Origin of the sequence: Streptomyces sp. NPDC001816, assembly GCF_042892235.1 — a bacterium.
Lineage (GTDB): Bacteria > Actinomycetota > Actinomycetes > Streptomycetales > Streptomycetaceae > Streptomyces.
Map to the genome: position 1 here is coordinate 301,467 of NZ_JBIATY010000008.1, position 20,186 is coordinate 321,652.

The window sequence follows — 20,186 nt, forward strand, 5'->3', positions numbered from 1 at the left end:
CCAGGGTGTGCCCGGGACCGGCGTTTTTGGTCGCCCGCCACCCCTCCCCCCGCAGTACAGGAGCCGAAAGATGTTCGAGGCCGTCGAGGAACTCGTCGCCGAGCACGCCGATCTGGAGAAGAAGCTCGCCGATCCGTCGGTCCACTCCGACCAGGCGAACGCGCGCAAGCTGAACAAGCGCTACGCCGAGCTGACCCCGATCGTCGCCACGTACCGCTCCTGGAAGCAGACCGGCGACGACATGGAGACCGCGCGCGAGCTCGCCGCCGACGATCCTGACTTCGCCGCAGAGGTCAAGGAGCTGGACAAGCAGCGCGACGAGCTGACCGAGAAGCTGCGCTTCCTGCTCATCCCGCGCGACCCGAGTGACGACAAGGACGTCATTCTGGAGATCAAGGCCGGCGCCGGCGGCGACGAGTCCGCGCTGTTCGCCGGTGACCTGCTGCGCATGTACCTGCGCTACGCCGAGCGGGTCGGCTGGAAGACCGAGGTCATCGACGCCACCGAGTCCGAGCTGGGCGGCTACAAGGACGTCCAGGTCGCCGTGAAGGCCCGGGGACAGCTGGAGCCCGGCCAGGGCGTGTGGGCCCGGCTGAAGTACGAGGGCGGTGTGCACCGCGTGCAGCGCGTGCCGGCCACCGAGTCCCAGGGCCGTATCCACACCTCCGCCGCCGGTGTGCTCGTCACCCCCGAGGCCGAGGAGGTCGACGTCGAGATCAACCCGAACGACCTTCGGATCGACGTCTACCGGTCCTCCGGCCCCGGCGGCCAGTCCGTCAACACCACCGACTCCGCGGTGCGCATCACGCACCTTCCGACCGGAGTCGTCGCCTCCTGCCAGAACGAGAAGAGCCAGCTCCAGAACAAGGAGCAGGCGATGCGTATCCTGCGCTCCAGGCTGCTCGCCGCGGCGCAGGAGGAGGCCGAGCGGGAGGCCGCCGACGCCCGTCGCAGCCAGGTCCGCACCGTCGACCGCTCCGAGAAGATCCGCACCTACAACTTCCCGGAGAACCGCATCTCCGATCACCGCGTCGGATTCAAGGCGTACAACCTGGACCAGGTCCTGGACGGCGACCTCGACCCGGTGATCCAGGCCTGCGTCGACGCCGACTCGGCGGCGAAGCTGGCAGCTGCATAAGGCACGTACGAGTTACCCGGAGGACTTGCGTGAACCTGCTGCTCGCGGAGGTGGCCCAGGCCGCCCAGCGGCTGGCCGACGCCGGCGTGCCCTCGCCGCGCAACGACGCGGAGGAGCTCGCCGCGTTCGTGCACGGCGTGAAGCGGGGCGCGTTGCACTCCGTCAAGGACTCCGACTTCGACGCCCGCTACTGGGAGGTCATCGCCCGGCGTGAGCAGCGCGAGCCGCTGCAGCACATCACCGGGCGGGCCTACTTCCGGTATCTGGAACTCCAGGTCGGCCCGGGTGTCTTCGTGCCCCGGCCGGAGACCGAGTCCGTGGTCGGCTGGGCCATAGACGCCGTGCGCGCCATGGACGTCGTCGAGCCCTGCATCGTGGACCTGTGCACCGGCTCGGGCGCCATCGCGCTCGCCCTCGCCCAGGAGGTCCCGCGCTCGCGCGTGCACGCCGTGGAGCTGTCCGACGACGCCCTGGTGTGGACGCGCAAGAACGTGGCCGGGTCCAGGGTCGACCTGCGCCAGGGCAACGCCCTGGACGCCTTCCGCGACCTCGACGGACAGGTCGACCTGGTCATCTCCAACCCGCCGTACATCCCGCTCACGGAGTGGGAGTACGTCGCCCCGGAGGCCCGTGACTACGACCCGGAGCTGGCGCTGTTCTCCGGCGAGGACGGCCTGGACCTCATCCGGGGCCTCGAACGCACCGCGCACCGGCTGCTGCGCCCCGGTGGTGTCGTCGTCATCGAGCACGCCGACACCCAGGGCGGCCAGGTGCCGTGGATCTTCACCGAGGAGCGGGGCTGGGCCGACGCGGCCGACCACCCCGACCTCAACAACCGCCCCCGGTTCGCGACCGCCCGCAGGGCGCTGCCGTGACCACCGAGACGACTTCCAGCCGGCAGTACGTGTACGAGGAGGCCCGCTAGACATGGCACGGCGATACGACACCAACGACGCGACCGACCGCGTGACGGGTCTGCGTGAAGCCGCGTCCGCGGTCCGCCGGGGCGAGCTGGTGGTGCTCCCGACCGACACGGTGTACGGCATCGGCGCCGACGCGTTCTCCTCCGAGGCCGTCGCCGACCTGCTCGCCGCCAAGGGCCGGGGCCGCAATATGCCCACCCCTGTCCTCATCGGCTCCCCGAACACCCTGCACGGCCTGGTCACGGACTTCTCCGAGCTGGCCTGGGAACTGGTCGACGCGTTCTGGCCCGGTGCCCTCACGCTGGTCGCCCGGCACCAGCCGTCCCTGCAGTGGGACCTCGGCGACAGCCATGGCACGGTCGCCGTCCGCATGCCGCTGCACCCGGTCGCCATCGAGCTGCTCACCGAGGTCGGCCCCATGGCCGTGTCCTCCGCGAACCTCACCGGCCACCCGGCGCCGGAGGACTGCGACGCCGCCCAGAACATGCTCGGCGACTCCGTCTCCGTCTACCTCGACGGCGGCCCCACCCCGGGCAACGTGCCCTCGTCCATCGTGGACGTCACCGGCCAGGTTCCGGTGCTGCTGCGCGAGGGCGCGATCTCCCCGGACGAGCTGCGGAAGGTCGTACCCGACCTCGAGGTGGCGAATTGACGGCCCCTGAGGCGGGGCGTGGCATAGGCAACGGGGAAAGCGCGGCGGAACAGACGACGACGTTCGGGTTTCCGCGCGACACCTTCCGCATCCTCCACGTCAGCACCGGCAACGTGTGCCGCTCGCCGATCACCGAGCGGTTGACCCGCCATTTCGTGGCGGAGCGGCTCGGCGTACTCGGCGGCGGGCTGATCGTGGAGAGCGCGGGCACCTGGGGCCACGAGGGCGCGCCCATGGAGGCCAACGCGGAGGCCGTGCTGGCCGAGTTCGGCGCGGACGCCTCCGGCTTCGTCGGCAGGGAGCTGCTCGACGAGCACGTCATCACGTCCGACCTGGTGCTGACAGCCACGCGGGACCACCGGGCCCAGGTGATCTCGATGGGGCACTCGGCGGGGCTGCGGACGTTCACGCTGAAGGAGTTCACCCGTCTGGTCCGGGCGATAGATCCGGCCACGCTGCCGCCGCTGGAGGACGGAGTGGTCGCGCGGGCGCGGGCGCTGGTCCGTGCGGCCGCGGCTCTACGCGGGTGGCTGCTGGCCCCCACCGCCGAGGCGGACGAGGTGTACGACCCGTACGGGGCGCCGCTGCCGTTCTTCCGGTCGATCGGGGACGAGATACATGAGGCGCTGGATCCGGTGGTGACCGCGCTGACGGGTGTGACCGCGAGGATGTGACACCGCGCACCCCACCGGTCCCGGGCCTACATTGGACCTACGTCACCGTGAACCGCTGTCAAACACGACCGCCCGGGAGCCCGCCATGTCGGTCACCCATACCCTCGAGACCGATGTCCTGCGGCGGCAGGACCCGGAGCTGGCCGAGATCCTGCAGGGGGAGCTGGAGCGGCAGTCGACGACGCTGCAGCTGATCGCCGCCGAGAACTTCACCTCGCCGGCCGTGCTCGCCGCCCTCGGCTCACCGCTCGCCAACAAGTACGCCGAGGGCTATCCCGGCGCCCGGTACCACGGCGGCTGCGAACTGGTCGACGTCGCCGAACGCCTCGCGGTCGAGCGGGCCAAGGCGCTCTTCGGCGCCCAGCACGCCAACGTCCAGGCCCACTCGGGCTCCTCGGCGGTCCTGGCCGCCTATGCCGCCCTGCTGCGCCCCGGAGACACCGTCCTCGCCCTCGGGCTGCCCTACGGCGGCCATCTCACCCACGGCTCGCCCGCGAACTTCTCCGGCCGCTGGTTCGACTTCGTCGGGTACGGCGTCGACGCCGAGACCGGGCTCATCGACCACGACCAGGTGCGCCATCTGGCCCGCAACCACCGGCCCAAGGCCATCGTGTGCGGCTCGATCGCCTACCCCCGCCACTTCGACTACGCCTTCTTCCGTGCGGTCGCCGACGAGGTCGGGGCGTATCTGATCGCGGACGCCGCGCACCCGATCGGCCTGGTCGCCGGGGGAGCGGCGCCCAACCCGGTGCCGTACGCCGACGTGGTGTGCGCCACCACCCACAAGGTGCTGCGCGGCCCGCGCGGCGGAATGATCCTGTGCGGCGGCGAGCTGGCCGAGCGCGTCGACCGGGCTGTGTTCCCTTTCACACAGGGCGGCGCGCAGATGCACACCATCGCCGCCAAGGCCGTCGCGTTCGGCGAGGCGGCGACACCGGCGTTCGGCGCGTACGCCCATCAGGTGGTCGCCAATGCGAGGGTTCTCGCGGCGCAGCTGGCCGTCGAGGGCCTCGCGGTCACCACCGGTGGCACGGACACCCACCTGATCACCACCGACCCGGCCCCGCTCGGCGTGGACGGGCGCACCGCGCGCGGTCGGCTGGCCGCCGCCGGGCTCGTCCTGGACTGCTGTGTGCTGCCGCACGGCGACGGGCGCGGGCTGCGGCTGGGGACGGCCGCGGTGACCACGCAGGGCATGGGGGAGCCGGAGATGGTGAAGATCGCCGCGCTGCTGGCCTCGGTCCTGCGGGGCGAGACGGAACCGGCCCCGGCGCGGGAGGAGGTCCGCGAGCTGGCCGGTAGATTTCCGCCTTATCCCAGCTGAGCGGGGGTAGGCGCACAGCCGTACACCCCGGTGTGCACCGATGTGCACAGCCACCCGTGCAACCATCGTCGCTACCCGGAAGTCCTCATCCATATGCGTCGCTCGCTAGGGTGGTGGGCTGTGATGGCCAGCGAGACCTGTGGGGAAGCCCGTGCGTGAATACCTGCTGACGCTCTGCATCACGGCCGCGGTGACGTATCTGCTGACAGGGCCGGTACGGAAGTTTGCGATCGTGGCGGGAGCCATGCCGGAGATCCGGGCACGTGACGTGCACCGGGAGCCCACTCCGCGCCTCGGCGGGATCGCCATGTTCTTCGGCCTGTGCGCGGGTCTGCTGGTCGCGGACCACCTCACGAACCTCAACCAGGTCTTCGCCAGATCCAACGAGCCACGGGCGCTGCTCTCCGGGGCCGCGCTGATCTGGCTGATCGGTGTCCTGGACGACAAGTTCGAGATCGACGCGCTGATCAAGCTGGGCGGCCAGATGATCGCCGCGGGCGTGATGGTCATGCAGGGTCTGACGATCCTGTGGCTGCCCATCCCGGGCGTCGGCAACGTGGCGCTGACCCAGTGGCAGGGCACGCTGCTCACGGTCGCCCTGGTCGTCATCACGATCAACGCGGTGAACTTCGTGGACGGCCTGGACGGTCTTGCCGCGGGCATGGTGTGCATCGCGGCGGCGGCGTTCTTCCTGTACTCGTACCGGATCTGGTACTCGTACGGCATCGAGGCCGCCGCTCCGGCGACCCTGTTCGCGGCGATCCTGATGGGCATGTGCCTGGGCTTCCTGCCGCACAACATGCACCCGGCGCGGATCTTCATGGGCGACTCGGGCTCGATGCTGATCGGGCTGGTGCTGGCCGCGGGTGCGATCTCCATCACGGGGCAGGTCGACCCGGACGCGCTGGCTCTCTTCACGGGCTCGGAGAAGGCGGCGGTGCACCAGACGGTGCCGGTCTACATCCCGCTGCTGCTCCCGCTGACGATCATCGCCGTACCGGCGGCGGACCTGGTGCTGGCCATCGTGCGCCGCACCTGGCGCGGCCAGTCCCCGTTCGCGGCGGACCGGGGCCATCTGCACCACCGGCTGCTGGAGATCGGCCACTCGCACAGCCGGGCCGTGCTGATCATGTACTTCTGGTCGGCGCTGATCGCCTTCGGCGCGCTGGCGTACTCGGTGAACTCGGCGTCGATGTGGATCGTGCTGGGTGTGGTCTTCCTCAGCGCGGTCGGCCTGGTCCTGCTCCTGCTGCCCCGCTTCACCCCGCGTGCCCCCAGGTGGGCGGAGCGCTTCGTGCCGCCGCGGTACCGCAGGCGGCGGGCGGTGCCCGCGCTCGACGCAGCGGTGCCGGCGGGCGGCGCGGTGCGCGAGTGCCACGGGGCCACCGCGCTCCGGGACGAGGCACTGGTGCCGGACCGGGGTACCGAGGCCGACGTCCGGTAGCCCGGGCGGGGCCCGGCATCGTTGGGCTGCCCCGCCCATCTGGTCCCCGACGTGACGCATCTGGACGAGCGCTGGCTGGAGTCGGTCGGCTCGGTCGGCATCAGCGCCGGCGCCAGCGCGCCGGAGATCCTGATGCGCGGCCTGGTGGACCGGCTGACCGAACTCGGGCTCACCGACGTCCGCACGGACGACGGGACCCGGGAGGCACGCCGCTGGCCGACAAGAACCGGTGAGGCCCCCATGACGACGGACCGTGCCCGAATCCAAGATCGCGGAGACCCTGATCGAGGAGGCCCTCAAGCCGGCAGGCAAGGTAAGAATCTGACTAGAGCATTGCCAAGTCGTGGGGGAGCAAAGGGTCCCAATACCAGACAAGGCACCCGGGTTTTTGCACAGACGCGCGCTGTCACTCTCATGTGTGACGGCGCGCACACCTACCAGGTAAAGACCTCATCAAATAGTTTGTGATACGGTTCACGAGAACCCCGGATAGAGCCGAAGGACCGAAGTGCGTCGGTCCGATGGCGTGAGGTCTCGATCACTCAACCCGGGACTACGCTCGTCCATGACGACACCCTGCCCCCTGTGAAAGCGGAGTTGCCGCCATGCCGTCCAATGACGCCCGGATCCTGGCCCAGGCCGCCGTACCCACGGCTGTCGTCGGCGCGCTTGCCGCCGTCGTCAGCGCAGTGGCCGCGGGCGGCAAGGGAGCGATCGGTGCTGTCGTCGCGACGGTGGTCGTGTGCCTCTTCATGGGGTCCGGTCTCTACGTCCTGCAGCGCATCGCCAAATCGCTTCCGCAGCTCTTCCAGGGCATGGGCCTGATGCTCTACACGGCCCAGTTGCTGTTGCTGGTCGTCTTCGTCGCCGTGTTCAAGGACACGAACCTGTTCAATCCCCGTGTCTTCGCCATCGTTCTCGTGGTCACCACTCTGGCGTGGATCGTCGCGCAGACCCGTGCCCACATGAAGGCCAAGATCCTCTACGTCGAACCTGATGCCTCGTCGAAGGGCGACAAGCCCGAGAAGACAGGGCACTCGCGGTGAGAGGTAGGGCCGGGATAAAGGCTCGCGAGAGATGCTGCTATCGTCCGGTGCCAACTGCGGCATCGCGGGCGCGGGCATCTGAGCTGACGCCTGTTCAATCGCGAGGCGAGATGCCCCACAGCCGCCCCCACATCCGTAACACCAGTCCCGTGCCGAACCGCGGCCCCGCGTCGCGCCGACACAACGAGGTTGCCGTCTCTATGCGCCACGATGAAGGAGCCCGCGGTGAGTGCTGACCCGACGCAGGTGCTCGCCTTCGAGTCCGACTGTCACATCTTCACCGGATGTGGATTCCCGGCTCCTGGCCTGCACTCCTTTGTCTTCAAGCCGCTCTTCACTGTCGGCGGGTTCGAGTTCAACAAGCCGATGCTGCTGGCCCTGCTGGGCACGGTCGCGATCGTCGCTTTCTTCTGGGCCGCGTTCGCCAGGCCCAAGCTCGTGCCTGGCAAGCTCCAGATGATCGGTGAGGCCGGGTACGACTTCGTGCGCCGCGGCATCGTCTACGAGACGCTGGGCAAGCGCGAGGGCGAGAAGTACGTGCCCCTCATGGTGTCGCTGTTCTTCTTCATCTGGATCATGAACCTGTGGTCCGTGATCCCGCTGGCACAGTTCCCCGTGACGTCCATGATCGCTTTCCCGGCGGGTCTGGCGGCCATCGTCTACATCCTGTGGATGTTCCTGACGTTCAAGAAGCACGGGTTCCTCGGCGGCCTGAAGAACATCACCGGTTATGACAAGTCGCTCGGCGCCGTACTGCCGGTGATCGTGATCATCGACTTCTTCTCGAACGTGCTGATCCGCCCGTTCACCCACGCGGTCCGACTGTTCGCGAACATGTTCGCCGGCCACCTGCTGCTGCTGACCTTCACCATCGGCAGCTGGTACCTGCTGAACGGAGTCGGCATCGTCTACGCTGGCGCCTCGTTCGTGATGACCGTCCTGCTCACGGCGTTCGAGCTCTTCATCCAGGCCGTTCAGGCGTACGTCTTCGTACTCCTCGCCTGCAACTACGTTCAGGGCGCTCTCGCCGAGCACCACTGAGCCTCCTCGCCCTCCCTGTCCAACCTGACTGACCGGTGGCCAACCCCCACCGGTACGCGTAAAGAGAAGGAAGAACCGGCATGTCCGCTCTCCAGACCCTCGCCGCTGACGGCCTCTCCGGCAACCTCGGTTCGGTCGGCTACGGCCTCGCTGCGATCGGCCCCGGCATCGGCGTCGGCATCATCTTCGGTAACGGCACCCAGGCCCTCGCCCGCCAGCCCGAGGCTGCCGGTCTGATCCGCGCCAACCAGATCATGGGTTTCGCCTTCTGTGAGGCCCTGGCGCTGATCGGTATCGTCATGGGCTTCCTCTTCCGTAGCTGAAGCGCGCTTCGACGCAACTCCCTTAGACGGAAGGCACTGATGTGAACGCCCTGGTAACGCTGGCGGCGACAGAGGAGCAGAATCCTCTGATCCCCGAGATCCCAGAGCTTGTCATCGGCCTGATTGCTTTCGCCATCGTCTTCGTCTTCCTCGCCAAGAAGCTCCTCCCGACCATCAACAAGGTTCTGGAAGAGCGTCGCGAGGCCATCGAGGGCGGTATCGAGAAGGCCGAGGCCGCGCAGACCGAGGCCCAGAGCGTCCTCGAGCAGTACAAGGCCCAGCTCGCCGAGGCCCGGCACGAGGCCGCGCGCCTGCGCCAGGAGGCGCAGGAGCAGGGTGCCGCCCTCATCGCCGAGATGCGGGCCGAGGGCCAGCGGCAGCGCGAGGAGATCGTCGCCGCCGGTCACACCCAGATCGAGGCCGACCGCAAGGCCGCCGCAGGCGCCCTGCGTCAGGACGTCGGCAAGCTCGCCACCGAACTGGCCGGCAAGCTCGTCGGTGAGTCCCTCGAGGACCACGCCCGGCAGAGCCGTGTGATCGACCGCTTCCTCGACGAGCTCGAGGAGAAGGCCGAGGCCACGCGATGAACGGAGCGAGCCGCGAGGCCCTGGCAGCCGCACGTGAGCGTCTCGACGCGCTGACGGACTCCACGTCCGTGGACGCCGTCCAGCTCGCCGACGAGCTGGCGGCCGTCACCGCGCTGCTCGACCGCGAGCCCAGCCTGCGTCGGGTCCTCACCGACCCGGCGCAGCCCGGTGAGGCCAAGGCCGAGCTGGTCCGGCGCCTCGTCGGCGGCCAGGTCGGCGAGACCACGCTCGACGTGATCTCCGGCATGGTCCGTTCCCGCTGGTCGCAGTCCCGCGACCTGGTGGACTCGCTGGAGGAGCTGGCGAGCATCGCCGACCTCACGGCGGCGCAGAAGACGGACACGCTCGACGACGTCGAGGACGAGCTGTTCCGGTTCGGCCGGATCGTCTCCTCGAACACCGAGCTGCGTGCAGCGCTCACAGACCGCTCCGCGAGCACCTCGGCCAAGATCGAGCTGTTGCACCGGCTCCTCGGCGGCCGGGCCAAGCCCGCCACCGAGCGTCTGGTGACGCGCCTCGTGACCGCGCCGCGTGGACGTAGCCTGGAATCGGGACTGGAGTCCCTGTCCAAGCTCGCCGCCGAGCGCCGGGAGCGCATGGTCGCCGTCGTCACCTCGGCGGTGCCGCTGAGCGACGGGCAGAAGCAGCGCCTCGGCGCCGCCCTGGCCAAGCTCTACGGCCGCCGGATGCACCTGAACCTGGACGTCGACCCCGAGGTCGTCGGCGGGATCCGGGTGCAGGTCGGTGACGAGGTCATCAACGGTTCCCTCGCGGACCGGCTGGAGGACGCGGCCCGCCGCATGGCGAGCTAGCACCACCTCGGCATTCGAGAAAAGCAGTACGTACTGACGGCCCTGGTTGGGCCGTGCAGAGGATTCCTGGGGGTCGCCCCCAGACCCCCACGAAAACTTCGGGCCCAACAAGGAGAGCAGGGAACCCAGATGGCGGAGCTCACGATCCGGCCGGAGGAGATCCGGGACGCGCTGGAGAACTTTGTCCAGTCGTACAAGCCGGACGCGGCCTCGCGCGAGGAGGTCGGTACGGTCACCGTTGCCGGCGACGGCATCGCGAAGGTCGAGGGCCTGCCCTCGGCCATGGCCAACGAACTGCTGAAGTTCGAGGACGGCACCCTCGGCCTCGCCCTCAACCTCGAGGAGCGCGAGATCGGTGCCATCGTCCTCGGTGAGTTCAGCGGCATCGAGGAGGGTCAGCCGGTCACGCGTACCGGTGAGGTCCTCTCCGTCGCGGTCGGCGAGGGCTACCTCGGCCGTGTCGTCGACCCGCTCGGCAACCCGATCGACGGCCTCGGCGAGATCGAGACGTCCGGTCGCCGCGCCCTCGAGCTGCAGGCCCCCACGGTCATGCAGCGCAAGTCGGTGCACGAGCCGATGGAGACGGGCTACAAGGCCGTCGACGCGATGACCCCGATCGGCCGTGGCCAGCGTCAGCTGATCATCGGTGACCGCCAGACCGGCAAGACCGCCCTGGCCGTCGACACGATCATCAACCAGCGCGACAACTGGCGCTCGGGCGACCCGAAGAAGCAGGTCCGCTGCATCTACGTCGCCATCGGCCAGAAGGGCTCCACCATCGCCGGCGTGCGCCGCGCGCTGGAGGAGAACGGCGCCCTGGAGTACACGACCATCGTCGCCGCCCCGGCGTCCGACCCGGCCGGCTTCAAGTACCTGGCGCCGTACACCGGTTCGGCCATCGGCCAGCACTGGATGTACGAGGGCAAGCACGTCCTCATCATCTTCGACGACCTGTCGAAGCAGGCCGACGCCTACCGCGCCGTGTCCCTGCTGCTGCGCCGCCCGCCGGGCCGTGAGGCCTACCCGGGTGACGTCTTCTACCTGCACTCCCGTCTGCTGGAGCGCTGCGCCAAGCTCTCCGACGACATGGGTGCCGGCTCGATGACCGGTCTGCCGATCGTCGAGACCAAGGCCAACGACGTCTCGGCGTTCATCCCGACCAACGTCATCTCCATCACCGACGGCCAGTGCTTCCTGGAGTCGGACCTGTTCAACGCCGGTCAGCGCCCCGCGCTGAACGTCGGTATCTCCGTCTCCCGAGTCGGTGGTTCCGCGCAGCACAAGGCGATGCGCCAGGTCTCCGGTCGTCTCCGTGTGGACCTCGCCCAGTTCCGTGAGCTGGAGGCGTTCGCCGCCTTCGGTTCCGACCTGGACGCCGCGTCGAAGTCCCAGCTGGAGCGCGGTCAGCGCATGGTCGAGCTGCTGAAGCAGGACCAGTACCAGCCGATGGCCACCGAGGACCAGGTCGTCTCCGTCTGGGCCGGCACCAACGGCCGTATGGACGACGTTCCGGTCGCCGACATCCGCCGCTTCGAGCGCGAGCTGCTGGACTACCTGCACCGCCAGGAGTCGGGTCTGCTCACCTCCATCCGCGAGGGCGCCAAGATGTCGGACGACACGATCCAGGCCATCGACGACGCGGTCGCGGCGTTCAAGAAGCAGTTCGAGACCTCCGACGGCAAGCTGCTCGGCGAGGAAGCTCCGGCTGTCTCCGTGTCCAAGTGACGTAAGGAAGGGACCTGACTCATGGGAGCCCAGCTCCGGGTCTACAAGCGTCGCATCCGATCCGTCAGCGCGACCAAGAAGATCACGAAGGCGATGGAGATGATCGCCGCCTCGCGCGTCGTCAAGGCGCAGCGCAAGGTGGCGGCCTCCACGCCGTACGCGACCGAGCTGACGCGCGCGGTCACGGCGGTCGGTACGGGTTCGAACACCAAGCACCCGCTCACCACGGAGGCGGAGAACCCGGCCCGTGCCGCGGTCCTGCTCCTCACGAGCGACCGCGGTCTGGCCGGCGCCTTCAACTCCAACGCCATCAAGGCGGCGGAGCAGCTGACCGAGCGCCTGGAGCGCGAGGGCAAGCAGGTGGACACGTACATCGTCGGCCGCCGTGGTGTCGCCCACTACAACTTCCGTGAGCGCAAGATCTCGGAGTCGTGGACGGGCTTCACCGACGAGCCGTCGTACGCGGACGCCAAGAAGGTGGCGGAGCCTCTGATCGAGGCCATCGAGAAGGAGACGGCGAGCGGCGGCGTGGACGAACTCCACATCGTCTACACCGAGTTCGTCTCGATGATGACGCAGACCGCGCTCGACGCACGGCTGCTGCCGCTGCGCCTCGAAGAGGTCGCGGAGGAGGTCAAGCCGCAGGGCGAGATCCTTCCGCTGTACGACTTCGAGCCCTCGGCGGAGGACGTCCTCGACGCCCTGCTGCCGCGCTACGTGGAGAGCCGTATCTACAACGCGCTGCTCCAGTCGGCCGCTTCGAAGCACGCCGCCACGCGGCGCGCGATGAAGTCGGCCACCGACAACGCGGGCGAGCTGATCAACACGCTCTCCCGTCTTGCCAACGCGGCCCGCCAGGCCGAAATCACCCAGGAAATCAGCGAGATCGTCGGTGGCGCGAGCGCCCTGGCCGACGCGACCGCGGGGAGTGACCGATAATGACCACCACTGTTGAGACCGCGACGGCTACGGGCCGCGTCGCCCGGGTCATCGGCCCGGTCGTCGACGTGGAGTTCCCCGTCGACGCGATGCCGGAGATCTACAACGCCCTTCACGTCGAGGTGGCCGACCCGGCCAACGCCGGCGAGAAGAAGACGCTGACCCTGGAGGTCGCCCAGCACCTGGGTGACGGCCTGGTCCGCACCATCTCCATGCAGCCCACCGACGGTCTGGTCCGCCAGGCCCCGGTCACCGACACCGGCAACTCCATCACGGTGCCGGTCGGCGACTTCACCAAGGGCAAGGTGTTCAACACCCTCGGTGAGGTGCTGAACGTCGACGAGCAGTACGACGGCGAGCGCTGGGGCATCCACCGCAAGGCCCCGAACTTCGACGAGCTCGAGTCGAAGACCGAGATGTTCGAGACCGGCGTCAAGGTCATCGACCTTCTCACCCCGTACGTCAAGGGTGGAAAGATCGGTCTGTTCGGCGGTGCCGGCGTCGGCAAGACGGTGCTTATCCAGGAGATGATCTACCGCGTCGCCAACAACCACGACGGTGTCTCCGTGTTCGCCGGTGTCGGTGAGCGCACCCGTGAGGGCAACGACCTCATCGAGGAGATGACCGACTCGGGCGTCATCGACAAGACCGCCCTTGTCTTCGGTCAGATGGACGAGCCCCCGGGCACCCGTCTGCGCGTCGCGCTGGCCGGCCTCACCATGGCCGAGTACTTCCGTGACGTCCAGAAGCAGGACGTGCTGTTCTTCATCGACAACATCTTCCGCTTCACCCAGGCCGGTTCCGAGGTCTCCACGCTGCTCGGCCGTATGCCCTCCGCGGTGGGCTACCAGCCGAACCTGGCCGACGAGATGGGTCTCCTCCAGGAGCGCATCACCTCGACCCGTGGTCACTCGATCACCTCGATGCAGGCGATCTACGTCCCCGCGGACGACCTGACCGACCCGGCCCCGGCCACCACCTTCGCCCACCTCGACGCGACGACGGTTCTGTCCCGTCCGATCTCCGAGAAGGGCATCTACCCGGCCGTGGACCCGCTGGACTCCACGTCCCGGATCCTGGACCCGCGCTACATCGCTGCGGATCACTACAACGCGGCCATGCGCGTGAAGACGATCCTGCAGAAGTACAAGGACCTCCAGGACATCATCGCGATCCTCGGTATCGACGAGCTGGGCGAGGAGGACAAGCTCGTCGTCCACCGTGCCCGTCGTGTGGAGCGCTTCCTGTCCCAGAACACCCACGTCGCCAAGCAGTTCACCGGCGTGGACGGCTCGGACGTGCCGCTCGACGAGTCGATCGCCGCGTTCAACGCGATCTGCGACGGTGAGTACGACCACTTCCCCGAGCAGGCGTTCTTCATGTGCGGTGGCCTCGAGGACCTCAAGGCCAACGCCAAGGAGCTGGGCGTCTCCTGAGTCTCGCGCTCATCTGAGAGGGGCGCGGACCCACCCTTCCGGGGTGTGTCCGGCGCCTTTCTCCACGCCCCTTAGAATTGACCCCAACACCCGGCACTACCGCCGGGTGGTGACCCGAGGAGCCACCCTTGGCTGCTGAGCTGCACGTCGAGCTGGTCGCCGCCGACCGCCAGGTCTGGTCCGGTGAGGCCACCCTGGTCGTCGCGCGCACCACGTCCGGCGACATCGGCGTCATGCCCGGTCACCAGCCGCTGCTCGGTGTGCTGGAGTCGGGCCCGGTGACCATCCGTACGAGTGATGGTGGAACGGTCGTCGCCGCGGTGCACGGCGGTTTCATCTCGTTCGCCGACAACAAGCTGTCGCTGCTGGCCGAGATCGCCGAGCTGTCGGACGAGATCGATGTCCAGCGCGCGGAGCGCGAGCTCGAGCGCGCGAAGGCGGAGGACGACGCCGAAGCCGAGCGTCGTGCGGATGTCCGCCTGCGGGCGGCGACCGCGGCGCGCTGATCCAGCGCGCAGTATGACGTCACTCAGCCGCGGCCGGCCCGGAGCAATCCGGTGCCGGTCGCGGCTGAGGCAGATGTGGGTGTTTTTTCCTTTTCATTACCCAGTTTCATCGCCTAGGAGACGAGGAGGTCGGTGCCGATGGTCCTCGCTCTGACTGTGTGCGGGATCGTGATCGCGCTCGTGGTGGTGGGACTGTTCCTGTTCGGACTGCGCCGCAGACTGATCCAGCGCTCCGGCGGCACCTTCGACTGCTCGCTGCGCTGGGACGTGCCCGAGAAACCGGACACCAACGGCAAGGGCTGGAGCTACGGCGTCGCACGCTACAACGGCGACCGCATCGAGTGGTACCGCGTCTTCTCCTACGCCCCCCGCCCGCGCCGCACCCTGGAGCGCGCCGCCATCGAGGTGGCCGGCCGCCGGCTGCCCGAGGGCGAGGAGGAGCTGGCGCTGCTCTCCGACGCGGTGGTCCTCGCCTGTACCCACCGGGGCACGCGCCTCGAACTCGCGATGAGCGAAGACGCGCTGACCGGTTTTCTCGCGTGGCTCGAAGCAGCCCCGCCCGGTCAGCGCGTCAACGTTGCTTGACGGTCTTACAGGTTGTTGCTGATGGCGCTCACCAGCTCGCCGTTGCTGGTGTCACCGCTGAACTCCCAGAAGAACGCGCCGCGGAGGCCCTGGTTCTTGGCCCACGCCATCTTCGTCGCGATGGTGGCGGGGGTGTCGTACGACCACCAGTTGCTGCCGCAGTGCGCGTACGCCGTACCCGCGACGGTGCCGGTCGCCGGGCAGGACGTCTTCAGCACCTTGTAGTCCTCGATGCCCTGCTCGTACGTGCCGGCCGCCGGACCCGTGGCCGTGCCGCCCGGGGCGTCCTGCGTCACGCCGGTCCAGCCGCGGCCGTAGAAGCCGATGCCGATGAGCAGCTTGCTCGCGGGGACGCCGATCGCCTTGTACTTGGCCATGGCGTCGGCGGTGGTGAAGCCCGCCTTCGGGATGCCGCTGTACGAGGTGAGCGGGGAGTGCGGGGCCGTCGGACCCTGGGCGTCCCAGGCGCCGAAGAAGTCGTACGTCATCACGTTGTACCAGTCGACGTACTGCGCGGCGCCCGCGTAGTCGGCGGCCTCGATCTTGCCGCCGGAGGAGCCGTCGGCGGTGACGGCCGAGGTGACCAGGTTGTTCGAGCCGAACTTGGCGCGGAGCGCGGCCATCAGGTTCTTGTAGGCCGCGGCACCGCTGGTGTCGCAGCTCAGGCCGCAGGCGTTCGGGTACTCCCAGTCGATGTCGATGCCGTCGAAGACATCGGCCCAGCGCGGGTCCTCGATCAGGTCGTAGCAGGACTGCGCGAACGCGGCCGGGTTCTTCGCGGCCTCACCGAAGCCGCCGGACCAGGTCCAGCCGCCGAAGGACCACAGCACCTTGATGTTCGGGTACTTCGCCTTCAGCTCGCGCAGCTGGTTGAAGTTGCCGCGCAGCGGCTGGTCCCAGGTGTCCGCGATGCCGCTGACCGACTGGTCGGCGGTGAACGCCTTGTCGTAGTCGGCGTAGGAGTCGCCGATCGCGCACTTGCCGCCGGTGACGTTGCCGAAGGCGTAGTTGATGTGGGTGATCTTCGAGGCGGAGCCGGACGTCACCAGGTTCTTGACGTTGTAGTTCCGGCCGTAGATGCCCCACTCGGTGAAGTAGCCGAGCTTGACCTTGTTGCCGGTGGGCGGGGGAGTGGTGCCGCCGCCGGTGGTGTGCACGGCGACGGCGCCGCTGACCGGTCCGGTCTGGTCGGCGGTGTCGCGGGCCTGCACGGTGTAGGAGTAGTCGGTGCCGGCGGTGAGGCCGGTGTCGGTGTACGAGGTCGTCGTCACGGTGGCGACCTTGGTCCCGTCGCGCAGGACGTCGTAGTTCTTGATGCCCTTGTCGTCGGTGGCCGCGCTCCAGCCGAGCTTCACCGAGGTGTCGGTGATGTTCGACGCTGAGGGGGTGCCGGGCGCGGAGGGGGCCGCGTCACCCGGGACCGTCGTACCGTCGCAACTGTCGCCGTTGAGCTTGCAGTTGGACGGGGAGCCGGAACCGGCGCCGTTGAAGCCGAAGGAGACGGAGGCACCGGGGGCGATGGATCCGTTGTACGACTTGTTCTTGGCGGTCCAGTGGGTGCCGGAGGACGTGACGTCCGCGTCCCAGGCCGACGTGACCGACGTACCGGAGGGGAAGTCCCACTCGATCGTCCAGGAGCTGATCGCGGTGGTACCGGTGTTCTTGACGGTCCACTTGCCTTCGAAGCCGGTACCCCAGTCCTGGGTCTTGGCGTAGGTGGCGGTGGCGTTCGTCGCGGCCTGGGCGGGGCTCGCGAGACCGACCAGGCCGGCCAGGGGGAGCAACAGGGTCGCGAACCCTGCCGCGGCTCTGTGTCTGAAGCGCATGCTGCGCCTCCCTCGTGTATCGGGGGTGTCAGGGGCATGACTGAGCCTTCACGCCCACGGTGCCGCGAGAATAGAAAGGTCTGGACCACAGGTCAATAGGTCTGGACCACTCGCTGACACGCCCGCTAGATCCCCAACTCCTGTGCCAGTACCGCCGCTTGGACCCGGCTGCGCAGCTCCAGCTTCGCCAGCAGACGGCTGACGTGCGTCTTCACCGTGCCCTCCGCCATCGCCAGCCGCGCCGCGATCTCGGCGTTGGACAGCCCCTCGCCGATGCACGACAGCACCTCGCGCTCACGCCGGGTGAGACCGTCCAGCACGGCCGGGTCGGCCGCCGGCTCGCGCACCGGCTTCGCCGCGAACTCGGCGATCAGCCGCCGGGTGACGGCCGGTGCGACGATCCCCTCCCCGCGGGCCACCGTCCGCACGGCCTCCAGCAGATGGCGTGCCTCGGTGTTCTTCAGCAGGAACCCGGCCGCGCCCGCCCGCAGTGCCCCGAACACGTACTCGTCGAGGTCGAAGGTGGTCAGCACCAGGACGTCCGCCGTCCCTTCCGCGACGATCTGCCGGGTCGCCGACACCCCGTCCAGACGCGGCATCTGAACGTCCATCAGCACCACGTCCGGCCGCAGCTCCCGGGCCAGTTCGACCGCTCGCTGCCCGTCCGCCGCCTCCCCGGCCACCTCGATGTCGGACGCGCTGCCCAGGATGAGGACCAGACCGGCGCGGACGGCGGACTGGTCCTCGGCGACCAGGACCCGGACGGCACGGTTCATGCGGGATCTCCTTCGGTGAGCGGAAGAGCGGCGCGTACGGCCCAGCGGCCCCCCTCGGGCCCGGCCTCGAAGCTGCCGCCGAGCAGCGCGGCCCGCTCCCGCATCCCGGTGAGACCGGAGCCGGAGCCGGGGGCGCGCGGGCTGTCGCCGGGCCGGTACGGGCTGGTCACCCGCACCTGAAGCGTGCCGTTCTCCTGCCGCAGGGCGACATGGACACGCCCCTTCGCCGCGTGCTTCAGGGCGTTGGTCAGTGACTCCTGCACGATCCGGTAGGCGGCCAGCTCGACCGGCGCGGGCACGCTGTCGTGGCCGGCGTCGAGGGTGACCTCCAGCCCGTTCGAGCGGGCGACGTCGACCAGGGCGCCGAGGCCGTCGAGCGTGGGGGACGCGGCGGGCTCCCGGTCGCCGGAGCCGTCCCGCAGGATCCCGATCAGCCGCCGCATCTCGGCCAGCCCCTCGACGCTGTTCTCCCGGATGACCCCCAGCGCGTCCATGGAGGTCTTCGGGTCGTCCAGGGAGAGCGCGGCCGTGGAGTGGATGGCGATCGCCGACAGGTGGTTGGCCACCATGTCGTGCAACTCCCGGGCGAACCTGGCCCGTTCGGCGGTGACCGCCTGGGTGCGGTCCATCTCGGCCAGCAGCGCGGTCTGTTCGGCGCGCAGCCGGGCCGCCTCGGCCGCGTCGCGGTGGTTGCGGACCACCCAGCCCGTGGAGGCGGGCGCGAACGCGACCACGCCGACGCCCACACCGATCAGCAGCCCCTGCGGGTCGCGCCACAGAGCGGCGGGCACGACTCCGCCGAGCACCGTCAGCATCCCGGTGATCCAGGGGATCCGGCGGGCGGTTGCGGGGCTGCCGTACAGGACGGCCGCGTACACCAGGTCGGTGTACAGCACGATCGTGACGATGCTGCCGAGGGTCACCGTGTCCAGGGTCAGCGCGACGGTGCCGACCAACAGGCCGACGCGGGGCCGGATGCGGCGCAGCGGCTCACAGGCGGCGGTCAGCGCGAGCGGCACCAGCGGGGCCCAGGGCGCCTGCCACAGCACCAGGTTGTCCGAGGCCACGCGCGGGTGGATCCCGAGCACCCACAGCAGCACCCCGCCGAGCAGTCCGCCCACGGCGATGCGCAGGTCGTCGCGGTGCGGGCGGGGGAGCGCATGGGACATGACCCCATCCAACACGGCCCACGGCCGCCGCGCCTGCGCCTCGGGAAGGGTCCCGAACTGCAACTTTCGATTACGGCGGGTTCGCCCGCGCCGACGATGATCCGCGGCTCGGCCGACGGCAGCCTGGAAGGGTGAGCGAAGGGGGAGAACCGTGATCGTCGGGTTGATCGTCGCCTGTGAGGTGGCTTTCTGGGTGCTGCTGGCCGCCGGGCTGGCCTTCCGCTACCTGTGGCGCATGCCCCGCACGGGTCTCGCGCTGCTGCTGTGCGAGCCACTGCTGGAGGTGGTGCTGTTCGTGGTCACCGCCATCGACCTCAAGAACGGCGCGGAACCCGACTGGCGGCACGGCCTCGCCGCCGTCTACATCGGCTTCACCGTCGGCCTCGGCCACTCCACGATCAAGTGGGCGGACGCCCGCGTCGCCCACCGCTTCGCCGGCGGCCCGCCGCCCGTGAAGCCTCCGAAGTACGGCACGGCCCGCGCCGTCCACGAGTGGAAGGTCGCGGGCCGCTGGATCCTGGCCGCGCTCGTCGCCCTCGCCCTGCTGCAGGGCGCGATCTGGTACGTCGGCGGCGACGGCGACACCGGCTCGCTGCGGGCGTGGCAGCTGAGGATGGTGTGGGTGATGGGGATCAACGTGGTGATCGCCGCGAGCTACACGCTGTTCCCCAAGCGGGAGCCCTAACGCTCCCCGCCGGGCACCCACAGCACGTCACCGGTCTCCTTGTTCGCGGTCCTCGCCAGGATGAACAGCAGATCGGAAAGCCGGTTCAGGTAGGTCGCGGTGAGCGGATTCATGATCTCGCCATGTACCTCCAGCGCTGCCCAGGTGGAGCGCTCGGCCCGGCGGACGACCGTGCAGGCCTGGTGGAGGAGGGCCGCACCCGGGGTGCCCCCGGGCAGGATGAAGGAGCGCAGCTTCTCCAGCTGCCCGTTGAAGCGGTCGCAGTCCGCCTCCAGCCGGTCGATGTAGAACTGCTCGACCCTGAGCGGCGGGAACTCCGGCTTCTCCACCACCGGCGTCGACAGGTCCGCGCCCACGTCGAACAGGTCGTTCTGGACGCGGGTGAGGACCTTGACCACCTCCTCGTCCAGGCCGCCCAGCGCGATCGCGGTGCCGATCACCGCGTTGGCCTCGTTGGCGTCGGCGTACGCCGAGATCCTGAGGTCGGTCTTGGCGACCCGGCTCATGTCACCGAGGGCGGTGGTGCCCTGGTCGCCGGTCCTGGTGTAGATGCGCGTCAGATTGACCATGTGACC

Annotated in this window: 22 protein-coding genes; 18 read left to right on the top strand and 4 right to left on the bottom strand. The window is 69.2% G+C overall.

Going from position 1 to position 20,186, the window contains the following annotated elements; translation table 11 throughout:
- Positions 1 to 70 precede the first annotated feature (70 nt).
- The 17 genes from prfA to ACFYZZ_RS28710 all read left to right on the top strand — a co-directional run bounded on the left by prfA (position 71) and on the right by ACFYZZ_RS28710 (position 15,155).
- Entirely contained in the window at positions 71 to 1,138 is a 1,068-nt protein-coding gene (prfA, locus tag ACFYZZ_RS28630; protein ID WP_386579070.1) for a peptide chain release factor 1, read from the top strand.
- 29 nt (positions 1,139 to 1,167) lie between these two features.
- The gene (gene prmC / locus ACFYZZ_RS28635; RefSeq protein WP_389181666.1) at positions 1,168 to 2,013 is read left to right on the top strand and encodes a peptide chain release factor N(5)-glutamine methyltransferase; all 846 of its coding nucleotides are present in this window, start codon (positions 1,168 to 1,170) and stop codon (positions 2,011 to 2,013) included.
- A gap of 52 nt (positions 2,014 to 2,065) precedes the next feature.
- Positions 2,066 to 2,713 carry an L-threonylcarbamoyladenylate synthase gene (locus tag ACFYZZ_RS28640; protein ID WP_389181669.1) on the top strand — a complete coding sequence of 216 codons (648 nt, stop codon included), beginning with the start codon at positions 2,066 to 2,068 and terminating at the stop codon, positions 2,711 to 2,713.
- Positions 2,710 to 3,387, top strand: a complete 678-nt coding sequence (locus ACFYZZ_RS28645) for a protein-tyrosine-phosphatase (protein ID WP_386579065.1) — start codon at positions 2,710 to 2,712, stop codon at positions 3,385 to 3,387. Before ACFYZZ_RS28640 ends, ACFYZZ_RS28645 begins: the two co-directional genes overlap by 4 nt.
- Before the next feature lie 85 nt (positions 3,388 to 3,472).
- A complete protein-coding gene (glyA, locus tag ACFYZZ_RS28650; protein ID WP_389181673.1) occupies positions 3,473 to 4,711 on the top strand; it encodes a serine hydroxymethyltransferase in 1,239 nt (412 codons plus the stop codon).
- A 151-nt stretch (positions 4,712 to 4,862) separates the two neighbouring features.
- The gene (locus tag ACFYZZ_RS28655) at positions 4,863 to 6,155 is read left to right on the top strand and encodes an MraY family glycosyltransferase (RefSeq protein WP_389181675.1); all 1,293 of its coding nucleotides are present in this window, start codon (positions 4,863 to 4,865) and stop codon (positions 6,153 to 6,155) included.
- Positions 6,156 to 6,176: 21 nt separating this feature from the next.
- Positions 6,177 to 6,623, top strand: coding sequence for a hypothetical protein (locus ACFYZZ_RS28660; RefSeq protein ID WP_389181678.1), 447 nt, complete (start codon positions 6,177 to 6,179; stop codon positions 6,621 to 6,623).
- Positions 6,624 to 6,760: 137 nt separating this feature from the next.
- Positions 6,761 to 7,201, top strand: coding sequence for a hypothetical protein (locus ACFYZZ_RS28665; protein ID WP_386578997.1), 441 nt, complete (start codon positions 6,761 to 6,763; stop codon positions 7,199 to 7,201).
- Between the two features lie 210 nt (positions 7,202 to 7,411).
- Positions 7,412 to 8,242 carry a F0F1 ATP synthase subunit A gene (gene atpB / locus ACFYZZ_RS28670; protein WP_389181681.1) on the top strand — a complete coding sequence of 277 codons (831 nt, stop codon included), beginning with the start codon at positions 7,412 to 7,414 and terminating at the stop codon, positions 8,240 to 8,242.
- A gap of 80 nt (positions 8,243 to 8,322) precedes the next feature.
- Positions 8,323 to 8,565, top strand: a complete 243-nt coding sequence (gene atpE, locus ACFYZZ_RS28675; protein WP_097252404.1) for an ATP synthase F0 subunit C — start codon at positions 8,323 to 8,325, stop codon at positions 8,563 to 8,565.
- A 41-nt stretch (positions 8,566 to 8,606) separates the two neighbouring features.
- Positions 8,607 to 9,152 carry a F0F1 ATP synthase subunit B gene (locus tag ACFYZZ_RS28680; protein ID WP_389181684.1) on the top strand — a complete coding sequence of 182 codons (546 nt, stop codon included), beginning with the start codon at positions 8,607 to 8,609 and terminating at the stop codon, positions 9,150 to 9,152.
- Entirely contained in the window at positions 9,149 to 9,964 is an 816-nt protein-coding gene (locus ACFYZZ_RS28685) for a F0F1 ATP synthase subunit delta (RefSeq protein WP_389181687.1), read from the top strand. The genes ACFYZZ_RS28680 and ACFYZZ_RS28685 overlap by 4 nt, the downstream gene beginning before the upstream one ends.
- Positions 9,965 to 10,093: 129 nt before the next feature.
- Positions 10,094 to 11,689, top strand: a complete 1,596-nt coding sequence (gene atpA, locus ACFYZZ_RS28690) for a F0F1 ATP synthase subunit alpha (RefSeq protein WP_389181690.1) — start codon at positions 10,094 to 10,096, stop codon at positions 11,687 to 11,689.
- Between the two features lie 21 nt (positions 11,690 to 11,710).
- Positions 11,711 to 12,628: a F0F1 ATP synthase subunit gamma gene (locus ACFYZZ_RS28695; RefSeq protein WP_389181693.1), complete on the top strand. Its 918-nt coding sequence runs from the start codon at positions 11,711 to 11,713 to the stop codon at positions 12,626 to 12,628.
- The gene (atpD, locus tag ACFYZZ_RS28700; RefSeq protein WP_389181696.1) at positions 12,628 to 14,064 is read left to right on the top strand and encodes a F0F1 ATP synthase subunit beta; all 1,437 of its coding nucleotides are present in this window, start codon (positions 12,628 to 12,630) and stop codon (positions 14,062 to 14,064) included. The genes ACFYZZ_RS28695 and atpD overlap by 1 nt, the downstream gene beginning before the upstream one ends.
- 128 nt (positions 14,065 to 14,192) lie before the next feature.
- The gene (locus tag ACFYZZ_RS28705) at positions 14,193 to 14,570 is read left to right on the top strand and encodes a F0F1 ATP synthase subunit epsilon (protein WP_389181699.1); all 378 of its coding nucleotides are present in this window, start codon (positions 14,193 to 14,195) and stop codon (positions 14,568 to 14,570) included.
- Between the two features lie 138 nt (positions 14,571 to 14,708).
- Entirely contained in the window at positions 14,709 to 15,155 is a 447-nt protein-coding gene (locus ACFYZZ_RS28710) for a DUF2550 domain-containing protein (protein WP_145883641.1), read from the top strand.
- 5 nt (positions 15,156 to 15,160) lie between these two features.
- Here the strand turns inward: ACFYZZ_RS28710 and ACFYZZ_RS28715 are convergent, their stop codons facing one another.
- From ACFYZZ_RS28715 to ACFYZZ_RS28725, 3 genes are all read right to left on the bottom strand, one after another.
- Entirely contained in the window at positions 15,161 to 16,981 is a 1,821-nt protein-coding gene (locus tag ACFYZZ_RS28715; RefSeq protein WP_389181702.1) for a glycosyl hydrolase family 18 protein, read from the bottom strand.
- 125 nt (positions 16,982 to 17,106) lie between these two features.
- Entirely contained in the window at positions 17,107 to 17,757 is a 651-nt protein-coding gene (locus tag ACFYZZ_RS28720; protein WP_389181705.1) for a response regulator, read from the bottom strand.
- The gene (locus tag ACFYZZ_RS28725) at positions 17,754 to 18,926 is read right to left on the bottom strand and encodes a sensor histidine kinase (RefSeq protein ID WP_389181708.1); all 1,173 of its coding nucleotides are present in this window, start codon (positions 18,924 to 18,926) and stop codon (positions 17,754 to 17,756) included. Before ACFYZZ_RS28725 ends, ACFYZZ_RS28720 begins: the two co-directional genes overlap by 4 nt.
- Positions 18,927 to 19,077: 151 nt before the next feature.
- Here ACFYZZ_RS28725 and ACFYZZ_RS28730 point away from each other — a divergent pair, with 151 nt between their 5' ends.
- Positions 19,078 to 19,611 (top strand): hypothetical protein, encoded by a 534-nt coding sequence (locus ACFYZZ_RS28730; RefSeq protein WP_389181711.1) that lies wholly within the window; start codon positions 19,078 to 19,080, stop codon positions 19,609 to 19,611.
- Here ACFYZZ_RS28730 and ACFYZZ_RS28735 read toward each other — a convergent pair.
- The gene (locus tag ACFYZZ_RS28735) at positions 19,608 to 20,180 is read right to left on the bottom strand and encodes a cob(I)yrinic acid a,c-diamide adenosyltransferase (RefSeq protein ID WP_389181714.1); all 573 of its coding nucleotides are present in this window, start codon (positions 20,178 to 20,180) and stop codon (positions 19,608 to 19,610) included. The genes ACFYZZ_RS28730 and ACFYZZ_RS28735 overlap by 4 nt on opposite strands.
- Between the last annotated feature and the right edge of the window lie 6 nt (positions 20,181 to 20,186).

Excerpts from the sequence above, each read along its gene's own strand:
- glyA (WP_389181673.1), top strand. The coding sequence starts at position 3,473 with ATGTCGGTCACCCATACCCTCGAGACCGATGTCCTGCGGCGGCAGGAC.
- ACFYZZ_RS28665 (WP_386578997.1), top strand. The coding sequence starts at position 6,761 with ATGCCGTCCAATGACGCCCGGATCCTGGCCCAGGCCGCCGTACCCACG.
- ACFYZZ_RS28685 (WP_389181687.1), top strand. The coding sequence starts at position 9,149 with ATGAACGGAGCGAGCCGCGAGGCCCTGGCAGCCGCACGTGAGCGTCTC.
- ACFYZZ_RS28725 (WP_389181708.1), bottom strand. The coding sequence starts at position 18,926 with ATGTCCCATGCGCTCCCCCGCCCGCACCGCGACGACCTGCGCATCGCC.
- ACFYZZ_RS28640 (WP_389181669.1), top strand. The coding sequence starts at position 2,066 with ATGGCACGGCGATACGACACCAACGACGCGACCGACCGCGTGACGGGT.
- ACFYZZ_RS28710 (WP_145883641.1), top strand. The coding sequence starts at position 14,709 with ATGGTCCTCGCTCTGACTGTGTGCGGGATCGTGATCGCGCTCGTGGTG.
- atpA (WP_389181690.1), top strand. The coding sequence starts at position 10,094 with ATGGCGGAGCTCACGATCCGGCCGGAGGAGATCCGGGACGCGCTGGAG.
- atpE (WP_097252404.1), top strand. The coding sequence starts at position 8,323 with ATGTCCGCTCTCCAGACCCTCGCCGCTGACGGCCTCTCCGGCAACCTC.
- ACFYZZ_RS28715 (WP_389181702.1), bottom strand. The coding sequence starts at position 16,981 with ATGCGCTTCAGACACAGAGCCGCGGCAGGGTTCGCGACCCTGTTGCTC.
- ACFYZZ_RS28695 (WP_389181693.1), top strand. The coding sequence starts at position 11,711 with ATGGGAGCCCAGCTCCGGGTCTACAAGCGTCGCATCCGATCCGTCAGC.
- atpD (WP_389181696.1), top strand. The coding sequence starts at position 12,628 with ATGACCACCACTGTTGAGACCGCGACGGCTACGGGCCGCGTCGCCCGG.
- prfA (WP_386579070.1), top strand. The coding sequence starts at position 71 with ATGTTCGAGGCCGTCGAGGAACTCGTCGCCGAGCACGCCGATCTGGAG.
- ACFYZZ_RS28735 (WP_389181714.1), bottom strand. The coding sequence starts at position 20,180 with ATGGTCAATCTGACGCGCATCTACACCAGGACCGGCGACCAGGGCACC.
- atpB (WP_389181681.1), top strand. The coding sequence starts at position 7,412 with ATGAAGGAGCCCGCGGTGAGTGCTGACCCGACGCAGGTGCTCGCCTTC.
- ACFYZZ_RS28720 (WP_389181705.1), bottom strand. The coding sequence starts at position 17,757 with ATGAACCGTGCCGTCCGGGTCCTGGTCGCCGAGGACCAGTCCGCCGTC.